At 43.6% G+C, this 18,908-nt stretch carries 12 protein-coding genes and 2 pseudogenes; 11 read left to right on the top strand and 3 right to left on the bottom strand.

The annotated features are described in order from the left end of the window. Nucleotides 1–154: 154 nt before the first annotated feature. The 10 genes from ltnD to BCU34_RS17185 all read left to right on the top strand — a co-directional run bounded on the left by ltnD (nt 155) and on the right by BCU34_RS17185 (nt 10,622). Complete coding sequence (ltnD, locus tag BCU34_RS17140) at nt 155–1,069, top strand: L-threonate dehydrogenase (RefSeq protein ID WP_102479566.1); 915 nt, start codon at nt 155–157, stop codon at nt 1,067–1,069. Between the two features lie 2 nt (nt 1,070–1,071). Beyond that, nucleotides 1,072–2,328 (top strand): 3-oxo-tetronate kinase, encoded by a 1,257-nt coding sequence (gene otnK, locus BCU34_RS17145; protein WP_102479564.1) that lies wholly within the window; start codon nt 1,072–1,074, stop codon nt 2,326–2,328. A gap of 11 nt (nt 2,329–2,339) precedes the next feature. Continuing rightward, entirely contained in the window at nt 2,340–2,987 is a 648-nt protein-coding gene (locus tag BCU34_RS17150) for an aldolase (RefSeq protein ID WP_170960800.1), read from the top strand. Next, nucleotides 2,987–3,763 carry a 2-oxo-tetronate isomerase gene (gene otnI / locus BCU34_RS17155; RefSeq protein WP_102479562.1) on the top strand — a complete coding sequence of 259 codons (777 nt, stop codon included), beginning with the start codon at nt 2,987–2,989 and terminating at the stop codon, nt 3,761–3,763. The genes BCU34_RS17150 and otnI overlap by 1 nt, the downstream gene beginning before the upstream one ends. A 159-nt stretch (nt 3,764–3,922) precedes the next feature. Next, entirely contained in the window at nt 3,923–5,377 is a 1,455-nt protein-coding gene (locus BCU34_RS17160) for a GntP family permease (protein WP_102479560.1), read from the top strand. Nucleotides 5,378–5,490: 113 nt separating this feature from the next. Continuing rightward, on the top strand, nt 5,491–6,660 hold the full coding sequence (locus BCU34_RS17165; protein ID WP_048660974.1) for a glycerate kinase: 1,170 nt from the start codon (nt 5,491–5,493) through the stop codon (nt 6,658–6,660). Between the two features lie 199 nt (nt 6,661–6,859). Then, entirely contained in the window at nt 6,860–8,311 is a 1,452-nt protein-coding gene (locus tag BCU34_RS17170) for a catalase (protein WP_102479558.1), read from the top strand. 204 nt (nt 8,312–8,515) lie between these two features. Further along, complete coding sequence (locus BCU34_RS17175) at nt 8,516–9,388, top strand: patatin family protein (protein ID WP_102479556.1); 873 nt, start codon at nt 8,516–8,518, stop codon at nt 9,386–9,388. 233 nt (nt 9,389–9,621) lie between these two features. Beyond that, entirely contained in the window at nt 9,622–10,107 is a 486-nt protein-coding gene (locus tag BCU34_RS17180) for a LacI family DNA-binding transcriptional regulator (protein WP_102479679.1), read from the top strand. 2 nt (nt 10,108–10,109) lie between these two features. Beyond that, nucleotides 10,110–10,622: a substrate-binding domain-containing protein gene (locus BCU34_RS17185; protein WP_102479678.1), complete on the top strand. Its 513-nt coding sequence runs from the start codon at nt 10,110–10,112 to the stop codon at nt 10,620–10,622. A 114-nt stretch (nt 10,623–10,736) separates the two neighbouring features. Here the strand turns inward: BCU34_RS17185 and BCU34_RS17190 are convergent, their stop codons facing one another. The 3 genes and pseudogenes from BCU34_RS17190 to BCU34_RS17200 all read right to left on the bottom strand — a co-directional run bounded on the left by BCU34_RS17190 (nt 10,737) and on the right by BCU34_RS17200 (nt 16,203). Next, entirely contained in the window at nt 10,737–11,954 is a 1,218-nt protein-coding gene (locus BCU34_RS17190) for a carbohydrate porin (RefSeq protein WP_108145194.1), read from the bottom strand. Between the two features lie 28 nt (nt 11,955–11,982). Continuing rightward, nucleotides 11,983–13,109 (bottom strand): annotated as a pseudogene (locus BCU34_RS17195) (ISAs1 family transposase). Between the two features lie 529 nt (nt 13,110–13,638). Continuing rightward, nucleotides 13,639–16,203, bottom strand: a pseudogene (locus tag BCU34_RS17200) (glycoside hydrolase family 3 N-terminal domain-containing protein). Between the two features lie 554 nt (nt 16,204–16,757). Here BCU34_RS17200 and BCU34_RS17205 point away from each other — a divergent pair. Continuing rightward, complete coding sequence (locus BCU34_RS17205; RefSeq protein ID WP_102478812.1) at nt 16,758–18,887, top strand: ADP-ribosylglycohydrolase family protein; 2,130 nt, start codon at nt 16,758–16,760, stop codon at nt 18,885–18,887. Nucleotides 18,888–18,908: the final 21 nt, after the last annotated feature.

The raw sequence follows: 18,908 nt of genomic DNA on the forward strand, positions 1-18,908 counted from the left end.
ATGCCTCGAAAGGGGTAAATCACCCATGCATGTTAACTTTTGTTAAAAGTGTGACTTGTCACTAAGTCGCATTCGGTTGCTTCACATATAATCACAAACATAAACAATAGTTAACAAATTTAAAATTCAATAATTACGTGAAAGGCATCTTGTTATGAGTGAAGTTCAATCTGTTGGTGTTATCGGTTTAGGTTCAATGGGCATGGGCGCAGCTAAGTCATGTGTGCGTGCAGGGCTTGATGTATATGGTTTCGATTTGAATCCGCAAGCGCTTGAAACCTTGTGTGAATATGGTGCAAAAGCGGTATCGACGAATGCGGTTGAGTTTGCAGACAAACTTGATTCTGTTTTGGTACTCGTTGTGAATGCTGCTCAAGTTAACACGGTACTGTTTAAGACTGGTCTTGCGGCGGCACTAAGACCTAACACGCCAGTTATGGTCTCGGCAACGATCTCAGCAGAAGACGCGAAACAAATCGAAGCTCAGCTTGCTGAACATGATCTTGTGATGCTTGACGCACCTGTTTCAGGTGGTGCAGTAAAAGCAGAAGCAGGTGAAATGACTATCATGGCTTCAGGTGCGATTACTACATTCGAGGCATTGGCTCCTGTACTCGATGCGACGGCGGCAAAAGTTTACAACATCGGTGAAGCTATTGGCCTTGGTGCGACTGTAAAGATCATCCACCAATTACTTGCAGGTGTTCACATTGCTGCAGGCGCTGAAGCAATGGCATTAGCAGCTCGCGCGAATATCCCTCTAGATCTGATGTACGACGTTGTGACTAACGCAGCGGGTAACTCGTGGATGTTCGAGAATCGTATGAAGCACGTTGTTGATGGTGATTACTCTCCAAAATCTATGGTCGATATCTTCGTAAAAGACTTGAACTTGGTATCGGATACCGCTCAAGACCTAAAATTCCCGCTTCCACTATCAAGTGCAGCACTGAATATGTTTTTAACTGCGAGTAATGCTGGCTTTGGTCAAGAAGACGATAGCGCAGTAATCAAAGTGTTCCAAGGCATTGACCTACCGGGTGTTAATACACCAAAAGTGGAGAAGTAATCATGTTATTAGGTGTTATTGCAGACGATTTTACAGGTGCAACAGACATTGCTGGTTTCTTGGTTGAAAACGGGATGCGCACTATTCAATTGAACGGCATTCCGAAGGGTGACTTTGATGCTTCAGCGGATGCGGTCGTGATCAGCCTTAAATCTCGCTCTTGCCCGGTAGATGAAGCGGTAACCGATTCGGTGACTGCGCTTAAATGGCTCCAATCTCAAGGCTGCCAACAGTTTTACTTCAAATATTGCTCGACGTTCGACAGCACAGCTGAGGGCAATATCGGTCCCGTAACCGATGCACTTTTGGCTGAGCTTGGCGAATCTTTCACTGTGGTTTGTCCTGCATTGCCCGTTAATGGTCGCACGGTTTACAACGGTCACTTGTTTGTTTTTGGTGAGCTATTAAGTGATTCAGGCATGCGTAATCACCCGGTTACACCGATGACAGATTCCAGTGTCGTTCGAATGATGGATGCACAATCAGAGGGTGTTTCTGGCTTGGTTAACTTCCAAACCATTGAACAAGGCTCTGATGCAGTCACCGCTCGTTTTGATGAATTAAAAGCTCAAGGCAACCGTTATGCGGTCGTTGATGCTTTTAACGCAGAACACTTGGTGACGTTAGGCCAAGCCGCTAAATCTCTGAAGTTAATCACAGGTGGTTCAGGCTTAGCAGCGGGCATAGCAAAAAACTGGATTGAACATCTTGCTGACCAAAGCGACGCAAAAAACGCAGGTAGCCCAATAAAAGCGCCAACGGTTGTGTTCTCGGGTTCTTGCTCGGTAATGACTAATCAACAAGTTACAGCTTACAAGCAACTCGCTCCTCATTTCGCTATCGACGTGAAGGCATGCTTAACCAACGATCAATACGCCAATGAAGTATTCGATTGGGTGATGACTAACAACCAAGGTGAGCTTGCTCCTTTGGTGTATGCAACCGCGGATGCGGCTGCACTGAAAGCCATTCAAGAAGAATACGGTGCACAAGCTTCAAGCCATGCCGTAGAGCAATTTTTTAGCCAGTTAGCTATCAAGCTACAACAACATGGCGTGAAAAATTTCATCGTTGCTGGTGGTGAAACCTCAGGTGTTGTGACGCAAAGTTTAGCGGTTAAAGGTTTTCATATCGGTCCTCAAATCGCACCGGGTGTGCCTTGGGTTAAGTCGGTTGAAGGTGAGCTTTCATTAGCACTTAAATCGGGCAACTTTGGTGACGAGAATTTCTTCGCTAAAGCGCAATCATTCTTTTCATAAGCGAGATTCAGATGAGTAAAGTTTTGATGAACGAGCAGCAGTTAAGAGAGCAAATGGTAACGCTCGCTCGTTCGATGTTCGAACGAGGTTACGCTACAGGCGGTGCGGGTAATCTCTCTATCAAATTACCTAATGGGCATTTTTTGGCAACACCAACCGGCTCTTCATTTGGTCGCCTTGTCGCTGAGGAATTGTCGGTTGTTGATATTGATGGCAACCATATATCAGGTAAAAAACCGTCAAAAGAAGCCGCGTTTCACCTAGCGATTTATAGAAACAACGCAGAGTGCAATGCGATTGTGCACCTGCATTCAACATACCTGACTGCACTTTCATGCCTTGAAGGGTTGGATCGCAACAACGCGATTAAGGCGTTTACGCCGTACTTTGTGATGCGAATTGGTGAACTACCTGTGATTCCTTACTTGCGCCCAGGAGATCCTCAGATCGCTGAAGAGCTTGCAAAGCGAGCTGGCGACTACCGAGCCTTTTTGTTGGCGAATCATGGTCCAGTAGTAACAGGCACTGACTTTGTCGATGCCGTGGACAATGCAGAAGAGTTAGAAGAGACCGCCAAGTTAGCGTTTTTACTGAACGACAAAGACATCCGTTACCTCACTGATGAAGAAGTGATGGATCTAAAAGGGAGAGGCAAATAATGTCTAAATTCGCAGCAAACCTAACCATGCTATTTACAGAAGTGCCATTTTTGGAGCGTTTTGAGAAAGCACACCAAGCTGGTTTTAAAGCGGTGGAATACTTATTCCCTTACGCGTTTGAAGCTGAAGAACTGGCAGAAAAAATGCAGAAATTTGGTTTTGAACAGGCGCTTTTCAATATGCCCCCAGGTGATTGGGATGCAGGTGAACGTGGCTTTGCAGCGATTCCCGGCCGTGAAGAAGAGTTTAAAGCCAGCGTTGATACGGCACTTATGTACGCTAAAGCCCTGAACTGCAAGAAAATTCACGCGATGTCGGGTCTACATGATGCGAATTTCACGAGACAGCAACACGTTGAAACCTTTATCTCAAACATTCGTTTTGCCGCAGATAAGTTTGCTGAGCAAGACATTGAATTGATGATTGAACCGCTGAATAGCCGTGATGTTCCTAATTACTTCGTAGCTCACCAACGTGATGCTGTCGAACTGATTAAGTTGGTCGATAGGTCAAATGTGAAGCTGCAACTTGACCTGTACCACGCACAAATCATGGATGGCGATTTAAGTACTTTGATTCGTGAGGTTGCCGCTTATACCGGTCATATCCAAATTGCTTCTGTACCAGAAAGACATGAACCATCGGAAGGCGAACTGAACTACCCACACTTATTTAGTGTTTTGGATGATTCGGGTTATCAAGGTTGGATTGGCTGTGAATACACCCCAAAAAATACAACTGAAGCCGGTTTGGAATGGGTTAAACCCTATTTATAGAAGCAGCCAGCTTGAGCCTTTAAGGCAGATTTGAACTCGTAAAAATAAGATAAAGCGGCCCAAAATAAAAGTCGCTGCACAATAAAGTGCTGCGGGCGGTACTCCTATGCCTCTCGCATGCAAACCCTACACAACAAATAGTACAAAAAGGAAAATACAATGGATGGAGCACTGATAGGCATCGTAATTGGCATTTTAGCCATGATGGGTATGATCATTAAAACGAGAATCCCGGTGGCACTTGCTATGATTATTGCCAGTATCATCATGGGTCTGTTTGCTGGAATGGCACCAACAGAGCTGATCAACGCAATTAAAGCTGGCTTTGGTGGCGTACTTGGCGGGATTGGTTTGATTATCGCGTTTGGCGTGATCATGGGCGCGTGTTTTGAGCGTTCTGGAGCCGCTGTTCGAATGGCAAAAACGTTTGTAAAGCTGTGTGGTAAAGGTCGCGAAGACTTAGCACTAGGTTTTACAGGTGTACTTGTCGCTATTCCGGTTTTCTGTGATTCTGCGTATATCATTTTGCATTCTCTTGTTCGCGCAATTTCACGTGACACTGGTAAGTCAGCGGTTGGCCTAGGTGTGACTTTAGCGCTTGGCCTACTGATCACTCACGCACTTGTACCACCAACTCCGGGTCCAGTTGCAGTAGCCGGTATTCTTGGCGTTGACCTCGGTGAGTACATGCTTTGGGGTTTGATGGTTTCTATCCCTATGATGTTGCTTTCTATGATTTACATTCGCCGCGTGGGCAATGAATACTACCGTGTACCAAACGGTGAAACATGGATTACTAACCAAGCTGATTGGGCAAACCTAGAAAAAGTAAAAGAGACGGATGACAAAGAACTGCCAAGTAACTTCTTATCATTTGGTCCAATCCTTCTTCCAATCGCCTTTATCCTAATCAACACACTTGTTGGTCAGGGTGACAGCGCAATACACACTGTGATCTCTTTAATTGGTAATCCTGTAGTTGCAGTTGGTATTGGTGTTCTTATGGCGCTATACGGTCTTACTCGCCATATTGAGCGTAAAGACATGGTTAGCTCTATGGATGATGCTCTGTCTACTACGGGGCTAATTCTTGTAGTGACTGGTTGTGGTGGCGCAATGGGGGCCGTACTTAAAGCATCAGGTGCTGGTCCTCAAGTAGCAGAAGCGATTGCAAGCAGCGGTATTCCTCCATTATTAGTTCCGCTAGCCATCGCATCAATGCTTCGCTTAATCCAAGGTTCAGCAACGGCATCTATGATGGTTGCAGCAACGATGACGCTGCCATTGGTCGAAACGTTAGGTCTAGACCCAGTATTCGTAGCACTTGCATGTGCGGTAGGCCCGGTTGGCTTCTCTCATTTGAACGATTCGTACTTCCACATCATCAACCGTACGCTAGGGATTACTGAACTAGCAGACCAAATCAAGATCTGGTCTGTGTCTTCAACTATCGCATGGGCGATTGGTGCAAGCATCATCATGGTTCTAAACTTGGTGTTTGGTAAAGGCGGTACACTGATTGATCCATTGATTCCAATTGCAGTTTTAGCAGCAGTATTTATCTGGCTAAAAAGCAAAGAGAAATCACAAGTAAAGGCAGCTGTTACTAACTAATACCGCTTACCTTTATATACTGCCCCTATTGCTTGATTGGCTTGCTAATCTGACATAGGGGCATTTTTGGATCGACAGCCTATCAAAATTATTATTTCCTTGGATTTATCAGTATGAAAATTGTTATTGCACCAGACTCGTTTAAAGAATCTTTATCGGCGGTATCGGTGGCGGCGTGTATTGAAAAGGGTTTTCGTGAAATCTTTCCTGACGCTGACTATGTGACTTTACCTCTGGCTGATGGTGGTGAGGGTACGGTAGATGTGTTGTTGCAAGGTTTAGCAGGACAGAAGCGAACCTACCAAGTAGAAGGGCCGTTGGGTGAACTTGTAAACGCGGAGTGGGCGATACTTGAGCCATCCGCAAGCAATCAGAAAAAAACTGCACTGATTGAGATTGCTGCCGCATCAGGCTTGGATTTGTTAACACCAGAGCAGCGTGATCCATTGGTAGCCTCTTCATTTGGTACAGGTCAGCTCATTTTAGAAGCGATGCAGCAGGGCGCTCAAACGATCATTCTTGGCTTGGGTGGCAGTGCGACCAATGATGGTGGTGCAGGAATTGTACAAGCGTTAGGTGGTAGATTGCTTGATCGTGCAGGGCAAGAACTCAGCCGAGGTGGCGCTGCGCTAGCGGATTTAGCATCTATCGATCTTACCGACCTAGATTCACGCTGTGCTGATATCGAATTGATTGTGGCGTGCGATGTCGATAATCCACTGTGTGGTGATAATGGTGCCAGCCATATCTTCGGCCCACAAAAAGGAGCGACACCTGACCAAGTTGTGATGCTTGATACTGCGCTTGCGAACTTTGCTCAAGTTGCTGAGATGCAGGGTTGTGCTAGTGGCGATGAACCTGTTCACAAGCGCATTGGTTATGGCGCGGCTGGTGGTACGCCGATGGGACTTGGTTTGCTATTCAATATGCAGATTAAACAGGGCATTGAGATGGTACTCGATGTTTTACAAGCCGATGAAGTATTGAAAGGCGCAGACCTTGTGATTACCGGCGAAGGTCAGATGGACAATCAAACCCTGCAAGGAAAAACGCCTTATGGCATTGCTAAACGTGCGAGCTTGCAAGGCATTCCGACGATAGGGATTGCAGGATCTTTGGGCACTGAAGTCGAAGCCTTATATGGTGAAATGAGCAGCTTGTTCGGAACAGTGCGATCTCCTCAGTCACTCGAGCAAGTACTACGAGAAGCTGAATTGAACCTAACCAGAACGGCGAGGAACATTGCATCAACTCTGAGGTTAGGCCATGCCATTTTTAACTAAAGCGAAGTTATACATAGGCTTATTCGCAATGAAGTTCAATAGGTTTTATAGATAACAACGATAAATATAAACGATTATATTTTCTGCCAACTCAGGTCTATTCTTTATCCATATTGTTTTAGTGGTTTTTAAAGTATTGAATCCACTTAAATCTAAGATGTGGCAACGATGCGATATCTTTAACCTTAAGGAATAGACCATGAGTAAAAAACTGACCACAGCTGCGGGTTGTCCTGTCGCTCATAACCAGAATGTTCAAACGGCGGGCAAACGTGGCCCTCAACTGCTGCAAGATGTTTGGTTTTTAGAGAAATTGGCGCACTTTGATCGTGAAGTGATTCCGGAGCGCCGTATGCACGCGAAAGGTTCTGGTGCCTACGGGACATTTACTGTTACGCATGACATCACCAAATATACTAAGGCAAAGCTGTTTTCTGAAGTAGGTAAAAAGACCGACTTGTTTGCCCGTTTTACGACAGTCGCCGGCGAGCGTGGCGCGGCCGATGCTGAGCGTGATATTCGCGGCTTTGCATTGAAGTTTTATACTGAAGAAGGTAACTGGGATATGGTAGGTAACAACACGCCAGTATTCTTCCTTCGTGATCCTCTTAAGTTCCCAGATCTAAACCACGCGGTGAAACGTGACCCACGCACCAACATGCGCAGCGCGAAGAACAACTGGGATTTCTGGACCTCTCTACCTGAAGCGCTTCACCAAATCACGATTGTGATGAGTGATCGTGGTATCCCTGCGACTTACCGTCATATGCACGGTTTTGGTAGTCATACATTCAGCTTTATCAACTCTGATAATGAACGCTTCTGGGTTAAGTTCCACTTCAAATCTCAGCAAGGTATTAAGAACTTGTCTGATGCAGAAGCGGCACAAGTGATCGGCGATGACCGTGAAAGTCACCAGCGCGACTTGTTAGACAGTATTGACAACCAAGACTTCCCTAAATGGACGTTGAAAGTGCAAGTGATGCCAGAAGCGGATGCAGCGACAGTGCCATACAACCCGTTCGATTTGACTAAGATTTGGCCACACGCGGATTACCCGTTAATTGAGGTGGGTGAGTTTGAATTGAACCGTAACCCGCAAAACTTCTTCGCTGAAGTTGAACAGTCGGCATTCAACCCTGCCAACGTGGTTCCGGGTATCAGCTTCTCACCAGACAAGATGCTGCAAGGTCGTTTGTTTGCTTATGGTGATGCGCAGCGTTACCGTTTGGGTGTTAACCATCAGCATATCCCAGTGAACGCACCTCGTTGCCCAGTACACAGCTACCACCGTGATGGTGCGATGCGTGTTGATGGTAATTTCGGTAGCACATTGGGTTATGAGCCAAACAACGAAGGTCAATGGGCTGAGCAACCTGATTTCGCTGAACCAGCATTGAACCTAGATGGCGCAGCGGCGCACTGGGATCACCGCGAAGATGAAGATTACTTCTCGCAACCGGGAGACCTATTCCGTCTGATGACACCAGAAAAACAAGCGATTCTGTTTGATAACACAGCTCGTAACCTAGGCGGCGTACCTAAAGAGATTCAACTGCGTCATCTAAGACACTGTTACAAAGCCGACCCGGCATACGGCGAAGGCATTGGTAAACTGCTTGAAATCGATGTAAGCGAGTTTAATTCGTAATCGATAATGTAATTGGTTAATCAATAGGCCGTTGAGTGATGCACTCACGGCCTTTTTTGATCCTATGGCTTAATAAGCTATTGAATCTTAGTTGATATTTAATGATAGCTTTTGCCTATTAAATTAATAAACTCAGCCCATTATCTTTGTAAGAGTGATCGAATTATTCTACGACCATCAGTTTATAAAGTAGAAGAGTTTGAGATGAGTAACAGCGCATTAATCGTTGAAGGTGGGGCAATGAGAGGCATCTTCGCTGCCGGAGTGTTGGACGCCTTTATGGAAGACGATTTCCGTCCTTATGATTTTGCTATTGGCGTATCTGCGGGTGTGTCCAACCTAGTTGGTTACTTATCTCAAGCACCAAAACGCAGTTACAACGTGATCACCACGATGGCGACCGATAAAACCTTCTTCAACCCAGCTCGTTTTGCCAAGGGGGGTAACTTGGTGGACGTGAAGTGGCTATGGAATGAATCAAACCAACGCTACCCGCTTGATTGTGGAGAGATGTTTTCAAGTATCCCACTGATTGCCGCTGTGACGAATGTGGATACAGGCAGTGCCGATTACTATCATATTAAGCCTGAAAACCTGTCTAATGTGGTTGAAGCAACAACGGCTTTACCTATCGCTTATCGTGAAACTCCGTGCTTCTCTGGCGGTTGTTATACAGATGGTGGTGTCGCCGACTCGATTCCAGTTCGCGAAGCTTATCGCCGTGGCGCGCGCGATATTACCGTGATTCTTTCTCACCCACTTAGCTACCGAATGAAGCCGCAGAAGTATCAGTGGATGCTGAAAAAACTGTTAAAGAAATTCCCAAACATTGCGGAGTCGATGGCGGTGCGTGCTGAAAACTACAACCAGTCTTTGGAGTTCATTCGTAACCCTCCAAAAGATGCGACCATTAAAGTGATAGCGCCGCCAGAAGCGTTCGCGGTTAAGCGATTAACCATGGATCAAACTGTTCTGGACGCAGGTTATCATATGGGCGTGAAGGCAGGTGCGGAGCATCTGGCCATTCGCAAAGGCGTTTATGGTTTGGATTCCGAGGATTGTCATTTCTGCGTTTAGCTGCCGCGTCGATTAAGTTATAAATAATCGACTTTTTATCATTGGCATTGCGATAATCCTTATTAAGCATTTATATGGTTTATGACTTTATTTGTTTTATAAAATCAATAAAGTCATTTATTTGTCAGAGAACTATATTTTGTGATTTTGGATTGGATTTTATGGAGTGAATATTAATATGATCTATAACGATTAGTGTGTTGGTACTAATGATTTATTAGGGGTATGAAAATATGGGAAAAGTAACATCTAGAATGATAGCTACGCACGCTAACGTTTCACCTAGTACTGTTTCGAGATATCTTAATCGCAGTTCATTTATTGAAAAGGAAAAAGTTCAGGCTATTGAAAATGCAATGAGTGAACTTGGATATGAACAAAAGAAACCTCATACTCAAGCCGCGGCTCGAACAATGGTTATTGGTGTGCTTTCACCTAGTTACGATAGCAATCACGTAACCAGTATATTTTCAGGAATGAATCGAGCGGTATCAAAACATGTTTATCGAATTAATGTAGAAGTGAGTAATTACGACATTGATCGTGAGCGTCGAATCCTTAAAGATATGGTTGCTAAAAAAGTGGATGGCATGATCGTTATTGGCTCATTTCTAAGCGAGAAGGAAATAAGTCAGTTATTAAAAGGTGCTCCAACATTAATCTTTGGAACACCGGCATTATCGACAAATAATCATGGCAAAAAAAGTTACCGCAATTAAGCATGGATAATGAACTGGGAGCCTATTTAGCTGTAAACCATTTGATTCAAAAAGGTCATCGAAATATCGTACATCTTAGAGGGCCGAAAGATAACAGCGATGCAGATGCTCGTTACTCTGGTTTTGTTAGGGCAATGGAAAGTGCAGGGCTATCAGTGGAGCATGATTTAGTCACTTGGGGTGATTTTGACTCAGAAAAAAGTAGCCAAGCTGTTCGTCAACTTGTCTCTAATAGTCATGAGTTCACAGCAATATTTGCTTGTAATGATGAAAGTGCATTTGGTGCCATGCACGGTCTCTATCGAGAGGGACTATACGTACCTAAAGATGTGGCTCTAATAGGGTATGATGATATGCCACTTTCAAGTTATACCGTCCCACCGCTTACCACTGTTCGGTTACCTTTTGAGAAAATGGGCGAGTTATCCATAGCATACATATTGGATCTGATATCAGGTAATAAACCGAAATATAAGATGCCAACAATGCAGCTTATTATTCGAGAGTCCACCTAGACTGAATATTTTAGACTTTGGCAGAGATAAAAAGGCAGCTACTTAGAAAAGTAGCTGCCTTTTCTTTTTAATATGCCCTATGGACTAGGCAGAAAATCAAGATGTGGTTACTTATTACCACCAAGCTTCAAACTGAGCGCCGAAGCTAACAGAGTCGAACTTGTCGTTTGCTACGGAAGAGTGCTCGCCAAAAGAGACTTCGCTCCAATGCGTGTCTTTCTCTGCGTATGTTACGTATAAGCGGATATGAGGTACATCACCAAAATGGAATTTTTGAGAAAGTGTCGCTTTAGCTGATGTATTTGTACCATCATAAGTCTTTGATTTTGCTTGTTGGTAACCAAGTTCTACCTCAGTTTGAGTGAACGAGCTCCAGTTGTAGCGTGGGCGAATACCCGCATTGAACCATTCTTTGCCATCTTTGTTATCAAAGTCCATGTCAATGTCTTCGAATGCAATAGAATAGCCAGCGCTCCACTTGTCGTTGAATGTGTAGTTACCGTGGTTAAACAGTCGAACACTGCTGCCAGGTGCTTCAACGTTAACGATCTGAGTTCCAGACCAACCAGCAACACCAATACCGTCGGTATATTGCAACGTTAAGATGTTATCAAAACCCGCAAAGTTACCGCGGTGAGAAGCCGTTAACATGTAACCGGTCGTTTGAGCGTTCGTGACGGTCTCTTTTAAAACTTCATCATCAACGACACTAGCAAGGTTAACACCAAGTGCTAGCTTACCGCCCGGTACTTCGATGTTATGAACACGCAGCTCTGGAAGGTGGACAGCGGTAATGAATCGCTCATCTTCTGCTGGTGTATCACCGGGGTTTGTCATCTCGCCGTTGTTGTAGTTATAAGTGACATCCATCAACATACCTGGCAATTCGATGTCACGAAGACCAAAGCCACGGCCGTAGTTATCCCAATACTCGTAATCTAGCATGTCATCAGCAATAGAACGTGGGTAGAGTTTACCCGCCCACATACTTGTTACGTCGCTGCCGAACACACCGTGCAGTTGTCCCCAAACTTGCATCACATCGAAAGAGTCAGAGATGCCACCACCAAACTCTTGAACATCATGCCAAGAACCTATCATGACGCCAATTTCTCCGCGTTGACTACCTTCAGAGAAAAGATCTGATTTAAGACCAAACTCTAGCCAATCGTCTTCGTTACCTAAGCGATATTTACCCGCGGCACCTTCAGCGGATATGTAATCAGGGTGACCATTTCCGTTACTGCTGTTTGGTGAAATATGAGCACCAGCACGCATGTAACCAAAGAAATCAATATCAGAGGTTGCCATTGCACTTGATGTGAAAAGCATTGCACCACCAGGGCGTCCGCATGAATGGTTAAGATTTAGCCATCGATGTAAATCCAGCCATAAGAACTTGTTCCAAGTAGGCAGGCTTCATCATACACCGCTTCTGTTTCATCGGTACGCTAATCTTGGTTGACTCAGCTCTGAGCATGTTCAGTGCCATATGTCTTAATCCCGCCATGTTTTCAGCAGCATTTTCTCTATAAATCTGACAAGCATCTTCACCCATACTGACATCTAAAATCCAATGCATGGATTCAATGCCCCAGTGGGCACGGATAGCCTCTCTTGCCTGCTCTGAGGTCAGTTCTGCTGAACTAATGTAGTAACGATACTCCAACTCTGGAGCCTTGCCTTTTGTTGCTCGGTAGTTTTCGACCATCACAATACTGGTTAACCTATCCCAAGTGGAGAAGTCACCCTCCAACTCACGAGCACTCAGGATATGACAAGTACGCGCTTCAATCCGGCCCTTCTGCTTCTCAACTTGATACCTATCCCAGTCAATCGGATCTCGCCGGCGTGAGGAGAAGGCGGACTGAATCGAGGCCGCTAACTTGCCTTGATTACCCTTAACCGATAATAAGTAATCACCGCCTTTGCTCGTGATAGCCTTTGCTATCTTAGTCTGGCAGGCCATCGCATCAATCGTCACGATAGCACCTCGTAAGTCGAGCATCTGGAGGAGTGCAGGTATCGCTGTGATTTCATTACTCTTAGCATCGGTTTTTAGCTGACCTAATACGAGTTGATTAGCACAGGAATAAGCACTCACCATGTGAATGGTGCTTTGCCTGTCGTTTCTGTCATAGGAACCCCGTAAAGTTTTGCCGTCAATGGCTACCACTTCACCACCAGTTAACTTGTGCACTGCTTTCATCCAGGCTAGAAAGCAATCTCGAACTCTGCCGGGTCGATGTTTGAAATCAGACGAGCAAAGGTATCATCAACCGGCACACCTTTTTCGAATAAACCATGTTTAAGAAACCATTCATGGTGTCCGAGAACATACTCGCGAATATCAGTCCAGCCTTGACCTCCGGCTATTACGGCACAAATTGAACCAAATAAAATGTCGAACAGAGGATAGTCTACTTTTGCGCTTTGTCGTTCGTCTCGAATGATGCTGAAATACGTTTTGATGGTATCTAAATTCATGGGTGCTCCTCAAAAGAGGAGAATAAGATCACAACCAACCCATCAGGTCAACGTTAGTCAACCATTGGGCGAAAAATGTTCATGATCTTGCCCTGATTGCACCACAAGCTAAGGTTATTTTAGTTGGTTTAAATTTCATTTTATACCTATATTTATTAAAGGACTAATTAAGAAAATATTTTATTAATTATTGTCAGTGTTTAAGCCTGTTTTTTTATCGGCTAACCCTACTGATTGGATGGAAGTATTCTATATTTTGTTATAGGTAGTTTAATGTGAGGAGAATAGAGTTTTTAAAATGGCTTTATATTTACCATATCAAAATGGTTCATGGTTAACTTTATGTTTTTATTGTAATAAATTAAATCTCCCTTGCTTGGTTTCATGACTGTTTCTCTATGTGAGATGAGGGTCAATATATTTATTGAACTGTTTTTTCTATTTTTTTTGTCAAGGAAAATAAAAGCCCACGTATTTTTGTGGGCTTTTTTTTAATTATAAAAAATTACATGTGACAGAAGTTAAATTATTAGGCATTCCATGAGATATTTGCAAGGACAACATTAAGCTTACCTTTTGTATACAGCATAAATGGTGTATCTAAATATCGTAAGTCAACACCTTGGTCGATAAAGGCCTGACAAGGAACAGAGACTTTAATAAAATCATCGCTTTCAATTAATAGCTCAGTAATATCAACAGATGCGACTCCAATTGGCTCTTCGTTCTTAGTCCATTTCTGTAGTGACAATTTAACAGGCTCGGTTGGTGCCTCTTTTACTTTAATTTCAAAGGTAATTGACCCGTTACGATATTGAGAGAAATCTTCTACCGAACCGTCTCCGACTTGGATATACGTCGCGCCAAATTGCTCATTAAAGTTGACCTTAATCGCATCTTGTTGCTGTTCATAGTTATAGGGTTCGGTGTTAATCGCTTCAATCGCCATTGGGTTGTTTCTTGAAACTTCAGAACCGATCCAATGTCCGAGGTCTGAGATTTTTAAGTTGTAGTCGCCAATGTTTGAACGAACCCCGTACAGATGCTTAGATTCAGTTGCCGTTTCTGTTTGGTTTACAACATCAATATCCAGTTCAATGTTATCAAGGTCGCGTGTTTGCTTACGATCAGTATAGTTAAGGCCGTATCCGTATTCGAACAGTGGAGCGTGTTCACCGTTTGGATCTTGCTCGTTCTCTGGGCAAACATAGTTAGGTATGTGCTGTGGAATGCGGTTAACTGTCACACTGCGCTTTTTGTTTGGCCAAGAGTATGAAAGTTGACCAACAAAGTCATAACGAATATTGTCATTTTCATCACGAATGAGGACATCGGTGATACCCATGCCTTCGCTACCAGGAAGGAAAGCGGCTACGAATGCTTCTGATTGAGCGATTTCTTCGTTGAGGTAAAGAGGACGACCACTAAAGAAAATGCTAATGACTTTAACGCCCTGCTTATTTAATTTAGCGACTTTCTCGCAATCCGATCTATAGCTGCGTTTGAGCTTTGAAAACTCCAGCGATTGCCACGCTTTGATATCTCCCATCATTTCAGCGTAAGGATCTTCGCCAAACACAACGACAGCGACATCACCTGCTTTAATATCTGAACTTAAATCTAGGTCAAAGGTTACGTTCTCTGTTCCAAGTTCAGCTTCAAGTGCCATTTTAACGGTTGTTGCACCAGGGAAATCGTCGAGTGTATTTTCATCCCCTTGCCAGGTTAGGTTCCAACCACCGGATTGTTTTTGTAAATCGTTAGCAGCGCTGCCGGTTAGAATGATTTTCTGGTCACGAGATAGAGGAAGAATATCATTGTTGTTTTTAAGCAAGACAAGAGATTTACGCACAGACTCACGGGCAATCTTACGGTGAGATTGAGCACCAAGTTGCGCTTGTTTTCCAGCAAATTGGCGTAGGCTAGGGCGAGGCTTATTCCATAATCCAGCACGCATTTTCACACGCAGAATGCGGGTAACGGCATCGTCAATACGAGCCATAGAAATAACGCCGCTATTTACTGCTGACAAGGTTGATTTTATTACCCCTTTCCAGTGTTCACGAACTGGAACCATAAGAACATCATTTCCCGCATTAATCGCGTAAACGGCGTCAGTATCGGTACACTTACTTACCTCTGCATGGCCGTTCCAATCGGTAACAATTAGGCCATCAAAGCCCATTTTTTCTTTAAGTACGTCGGTAAGCAGGTACTTACTTCCGTGAATTTTTAGGTTGTATTCTTCACCTTGTTCAGGTGAATGGTCATAGTTCGCATTATCTTCCCAGCTATTGAAAGAAGACATGACCACCTGTGCACCTGCTTCTAGGCCACTAAAGTAACCCATCGCATGGATGTTGATCAGGAGCTCTTCACTGTAGCCATTTACACCACGATCGATACCTGTGCGTGTACCACCGTCACCGACAAAGTGCTTAACGTTTGAAAGAACACGTTCCTCGCTTTTTAATTGCTCCGCGTCACCTTGTAAGCCCTGTACCATTTTCGCGGCATACTCGAAGGTCACTGCAGGATCTTCAGATTAACCTTCATAAACGCGGCCCCAACGATAATCACGTGGTGTTGCTACGGTTGGTGCAAATGTCCAATCAAGGCCGGTTGCTACAACTTCACGAGCGGTTACTTCACCAATACTATGGATTAGTTCAGGATCTCGAGCACATCCCAATCCGATGTTATGAGGAAAGACTGTTGACCCGAATACGTTGTTGTGACCATGAACCGCATCGGTTGCCCATACAAAAGGTATTCTAAAGCCACGACCTTCAAACATTTTTTCTGTTGCTTCCCAGAACGTATCTGCGCAATCAGCCCAATCTTGAGCAGAAGCATGTTTGTTTTCGTTTGGCCAAGCGCCGCCACCGTTAAGAATCGAACCGAGTTTATATTCGTACACTTCTTCAGGTGTCACTTCACGCAGGTTAGGTTGGATCATCTGTCCAACTTTTTCTTCTAGTGTCATTTGTTGAAGAATTTCAATTATTTTATCTTCAATAATAGGATCTTTCTTAATAGCTGATTCAATCGTTGGCCAATCCTTAAAATAAGGAAGACTATTTTTAATTGTCATTATAAACACCTAAATAATATAAATTGATGGATTTCTAATACGGCGGATACTACCTTTGAAATTCCTCTTTTGTTTGTGATCGTGATCTTGTTCTTATGACTCAAGGTTTTATATTACTCAAAACTAAATTCGGTACACATTTTAGTATGATTCCATGAATTGTTTTTATGCTATCAATATTTTGTTATATAAATTCAGTGATTTATTGTGAAATTTATTATTCTTCTAGTACGAGGTTAGCGATGGTGGATAATTGCGAGTGATGTGAATTATGAAGTTGTATGAATTTTATTCAAATATAGGCCGTATTAGCGTGACGTAAATCGTTTTCAACCAATAATGCGTGAAATCATTCAGTTTTAATTGATTTTAATTGTTATTTATCAGTTGTTTACTGTGAATTGTTTTTTGATGGTGTAAATGGCTCGAGAATAAATTTTAGTGCTTGGATCACAATTTATAGAGGTATAACTCTGTATCATCCGCATCAGATGAGAAGTTCTTTATTGCTTCCTTAAATATAAAGTAACAATAATATTAATAGCGTTGGAGGTATGATGTATAGCAAAGGTTTATACCGTAAAATATATTCTGGAATACTAGGTAAGATTGTCGGTGTATATGTTGGAAGGCCTTTCGAGGGTTGGGGTTATAGTCAAATAAGTAAAACCTTTGGCGATATCAATTGCTATGTAAACGAAGAAGTCAATCACCCTTTGATTTGTAGCGATGATGATATTACCGGTACATTTATGTTCACTCATGCTCTAGAAGATCATTTATTTCGTAAGGACTTCTCTTCAGTACATATCGGTCAAACTTGGTTAGATATCCTGATCAAAGGGAAAACCGTTCTTTGGTGGGGCGGGTATGGTCAATCAACTGAGCATACAGCTTGGCAAAATCTAAAAAATGGTATTCCAGCCCCAAAAAGTGGTTCAATCAAAACGAACGGACAAACAGTCGCGGAGCAAATTGGCGCTCAAATCTTCATTGACGGTTGGGGAATGCTTAACCCAAATATGCCGGATAGAGCAGCAAATATGGCTCGTGAAGCTGGTTTAGTTAGCCACGATGGTGCTTCGGTTGACGCTGCAGTTGTTATTGCTGTGATCGAATCCTTAGCATTTAACGAAACGAATCTAGATACATTGATTGATTCGGCACTGAGTCATATTAGCCAAGACAGTATCATCCCAAAAGTCATTGCAGATGTGCGCCAATGGCACAGTGAAAACCCACAGGATTGGCGCTACGCTTTTACTCAACTTCGCGAAAAGTATGGCTACGATAAATTTGACGGTACATGCCATGTTGTTCCTAATCATGGATTGATCATCCTTTCTCTACTTTATGGACAAGACAACTTCCACAAAGCGATGATGATTGTTAATACCGCAGGGTGGGATACAGACTGTAATGCAGCAAACGTTGGTTGTATTAACGGCATTCGTTTAGACCTAGACAGTATTAATGACGGTTATGACTGGCGTGGTCCTGTTGCTGATCGTATCTTGTTACCTACAGCTCACATTCATGAACATATTTCAGATGCGCTGCGTGAAGCAGACAAAATGATGGAATTGGTTGTCCGCTGGCATACCGGTGAAACACTACCGAAAAAACCGCGTTTCCACTTCTCTCTTCCGGGCGCAGTCCAAGGCTTCCAATTAGACAGCAAACATAACCATGTAAGAACAGCGGCACTGTCTAATCCAGATAGTGCATTGACGATTGATTACAAAAATCTGATTTCCGGTGTTCCACTGAAAGTCAAAACAGCCACGCATACAGACAAAGAATGCAAGGTTAACGAATCATCTTACCATGTTGTTGGCAGCCCAACGCTTTACCCTGGTCAAGATGTTGTCGCGGAACTTGAACTTACAAAAGAAGCAAATGCTGACGTTGATATTCGTTTGTTTATCGAAATGTACGATACAGCGCTAAACATCACGACAGTTTCAAGCGAGTTTGTGCGATTAAATGCTGGTGAGCGAAATAGCCTTCAATGGGCGATTCCTCAGGCTAACTTCAAGATGATTGCGAATATTGGCATCGAGATTACCGGTACTATAGAAAGCTCGCAACACGGTCAAATCAAGCTTCACTCTCTAGACTGGACAGGTACGCCGACTCAGACGATTGGTTTTGATAATACGCCGCACCATGAAATTTGGGAAAGTAGTTTCATTAATACGATGGACACCAAAATCAAGTTTGATAATCAAGACATCTACCGTTTCGTAAATGATGACATCACAGACCCTGGTGTATTCGCATTTGGTAGCCAAGATTTTGAAGACTATGAACTGAGCATTCGCTTGGTACCGCAAACAAAAAATGCGTTTGGTCCTATCGTTCGCTACCTCGGCCTCACACGTTATTACCGAATAGAACTGACAAAAGATGACACCGCGATTTTGATGCATGAATCATTTGGTGAATCTCGTATTATCGCTGTCGCCCCGTTTGAGTGGCAACCGCATAATGCTTATGAGTTTAAGGTCAAGGCTGTAGATGACCATTTTGAATGTTCAATAAATGGTGTTGATACCTTTAGTGTTAAAGACGCAGCGATGCCAGAGACATTCAAATGCGGTGGAATTGGGTTCTATAACTCATTAGGCCCTGTTCACTTTACTGATATGAAGATTATTTCTGTTGACGCTCTTAATAGCTAATACGGTGTTAAAGCCGAATAC

Origin of the sequence: Vibrio sp. 10N.286.45.E10, from assembly GCF_002874195.2 — a bacterium.
In the GTDB taxonomy this organism is placed as follows: Bacteria; Pseudomonadota; Gammaproteobacteria; order Enterobacterales; family Vibrionaceae; genus Vibrio; species Vibrio crassostreae.

Excerpts from the sequence above, each read along its gene's own strand:
- BCU34_RS17205 (WP_102478812.1), top strand. The coding sequence starts at position 16,758 with ATGATGTATAGCAAAGGTTTATACCGTAAAATATATTCTGGAATACTA.
- BCU34_RS17180 (WP_102479679.1), top strand. The coding sequence starts at position 9,622 with ATGGGAAAAGTAACATCTAGAATGATAGCTACGCACGCTAACGTTTCA.
- BCU34_RS17165 (WP_048660974.1), top strand. The coding sequence starts at position 5,491 with ATGAAAATTGTTATTGCACCAGACTCGTTTAAAGAATCTTTATCGGCG.
- otnI (WP_102479562.1), top strand. The coding sequence starts at position 2,987 with ATGTCTAAATTCGCAGCAAACCTAACCATGCTATTTACAGAAGTGCCA.
- BCU34_RS17185 (WP_102479678.1), top strand. The coding sequence starts at position 10,110 with ATGGATAATGAACTGGGAGCCTATTTAGCTGTAAACCATTTGATTCAA.
- BCU34_RS17190 (WP_108145194.1), bottom strand. The coding sequence starts at position 11,954 with ATGCTTTTCACATCAAGTGCAATGGCAACCTCTGATATTGATTTCTTT.
- BCU34_RS17170 (WP_102479558.1), top strand. The coding sequence starts at position 6,860 with ATGAGTAAAAAACTGACCACAGCTGCGGGTTGTCCTGTCGCTCATAAC.
- BCU34_RS17175 (WP_102479556.1), top strand. The coding sequence starts at position 8,516 with ATGAGTAACAGCGCATTAATCGTTGAAGGTGGGGCAATGAGAGGCATC.
- BCU34_RS17160 (WP_102479560.1), top strand. The coding sequence starts at position 3,923 with ATGGATGGAGCACTGATAGGCATCGTAATTGGCATTTTAGCCATGATG.
- otnK (WP_102479564.1), top strand. The coding sequence starts at position 1,072 with ATGTTATTAGGTGTTATTGCAGACGATTTTACAGGTGCAACAGACATT.
- BCU34_RS17150 (WP_170960800.1), top strand. The coding sequence starts at position 2,340 with ATGAGTAAAGTTTTGATGAACGAGCAGCAGTTAAGAGAGCAAATGGTA.
- ltnD (WP_102479566.1), top strand. The coding sequence starts at position 155 with ATGAGTGAAGTTCAATCTGTTGGTGTTATCGGTTTAGGTTCAATGGGC.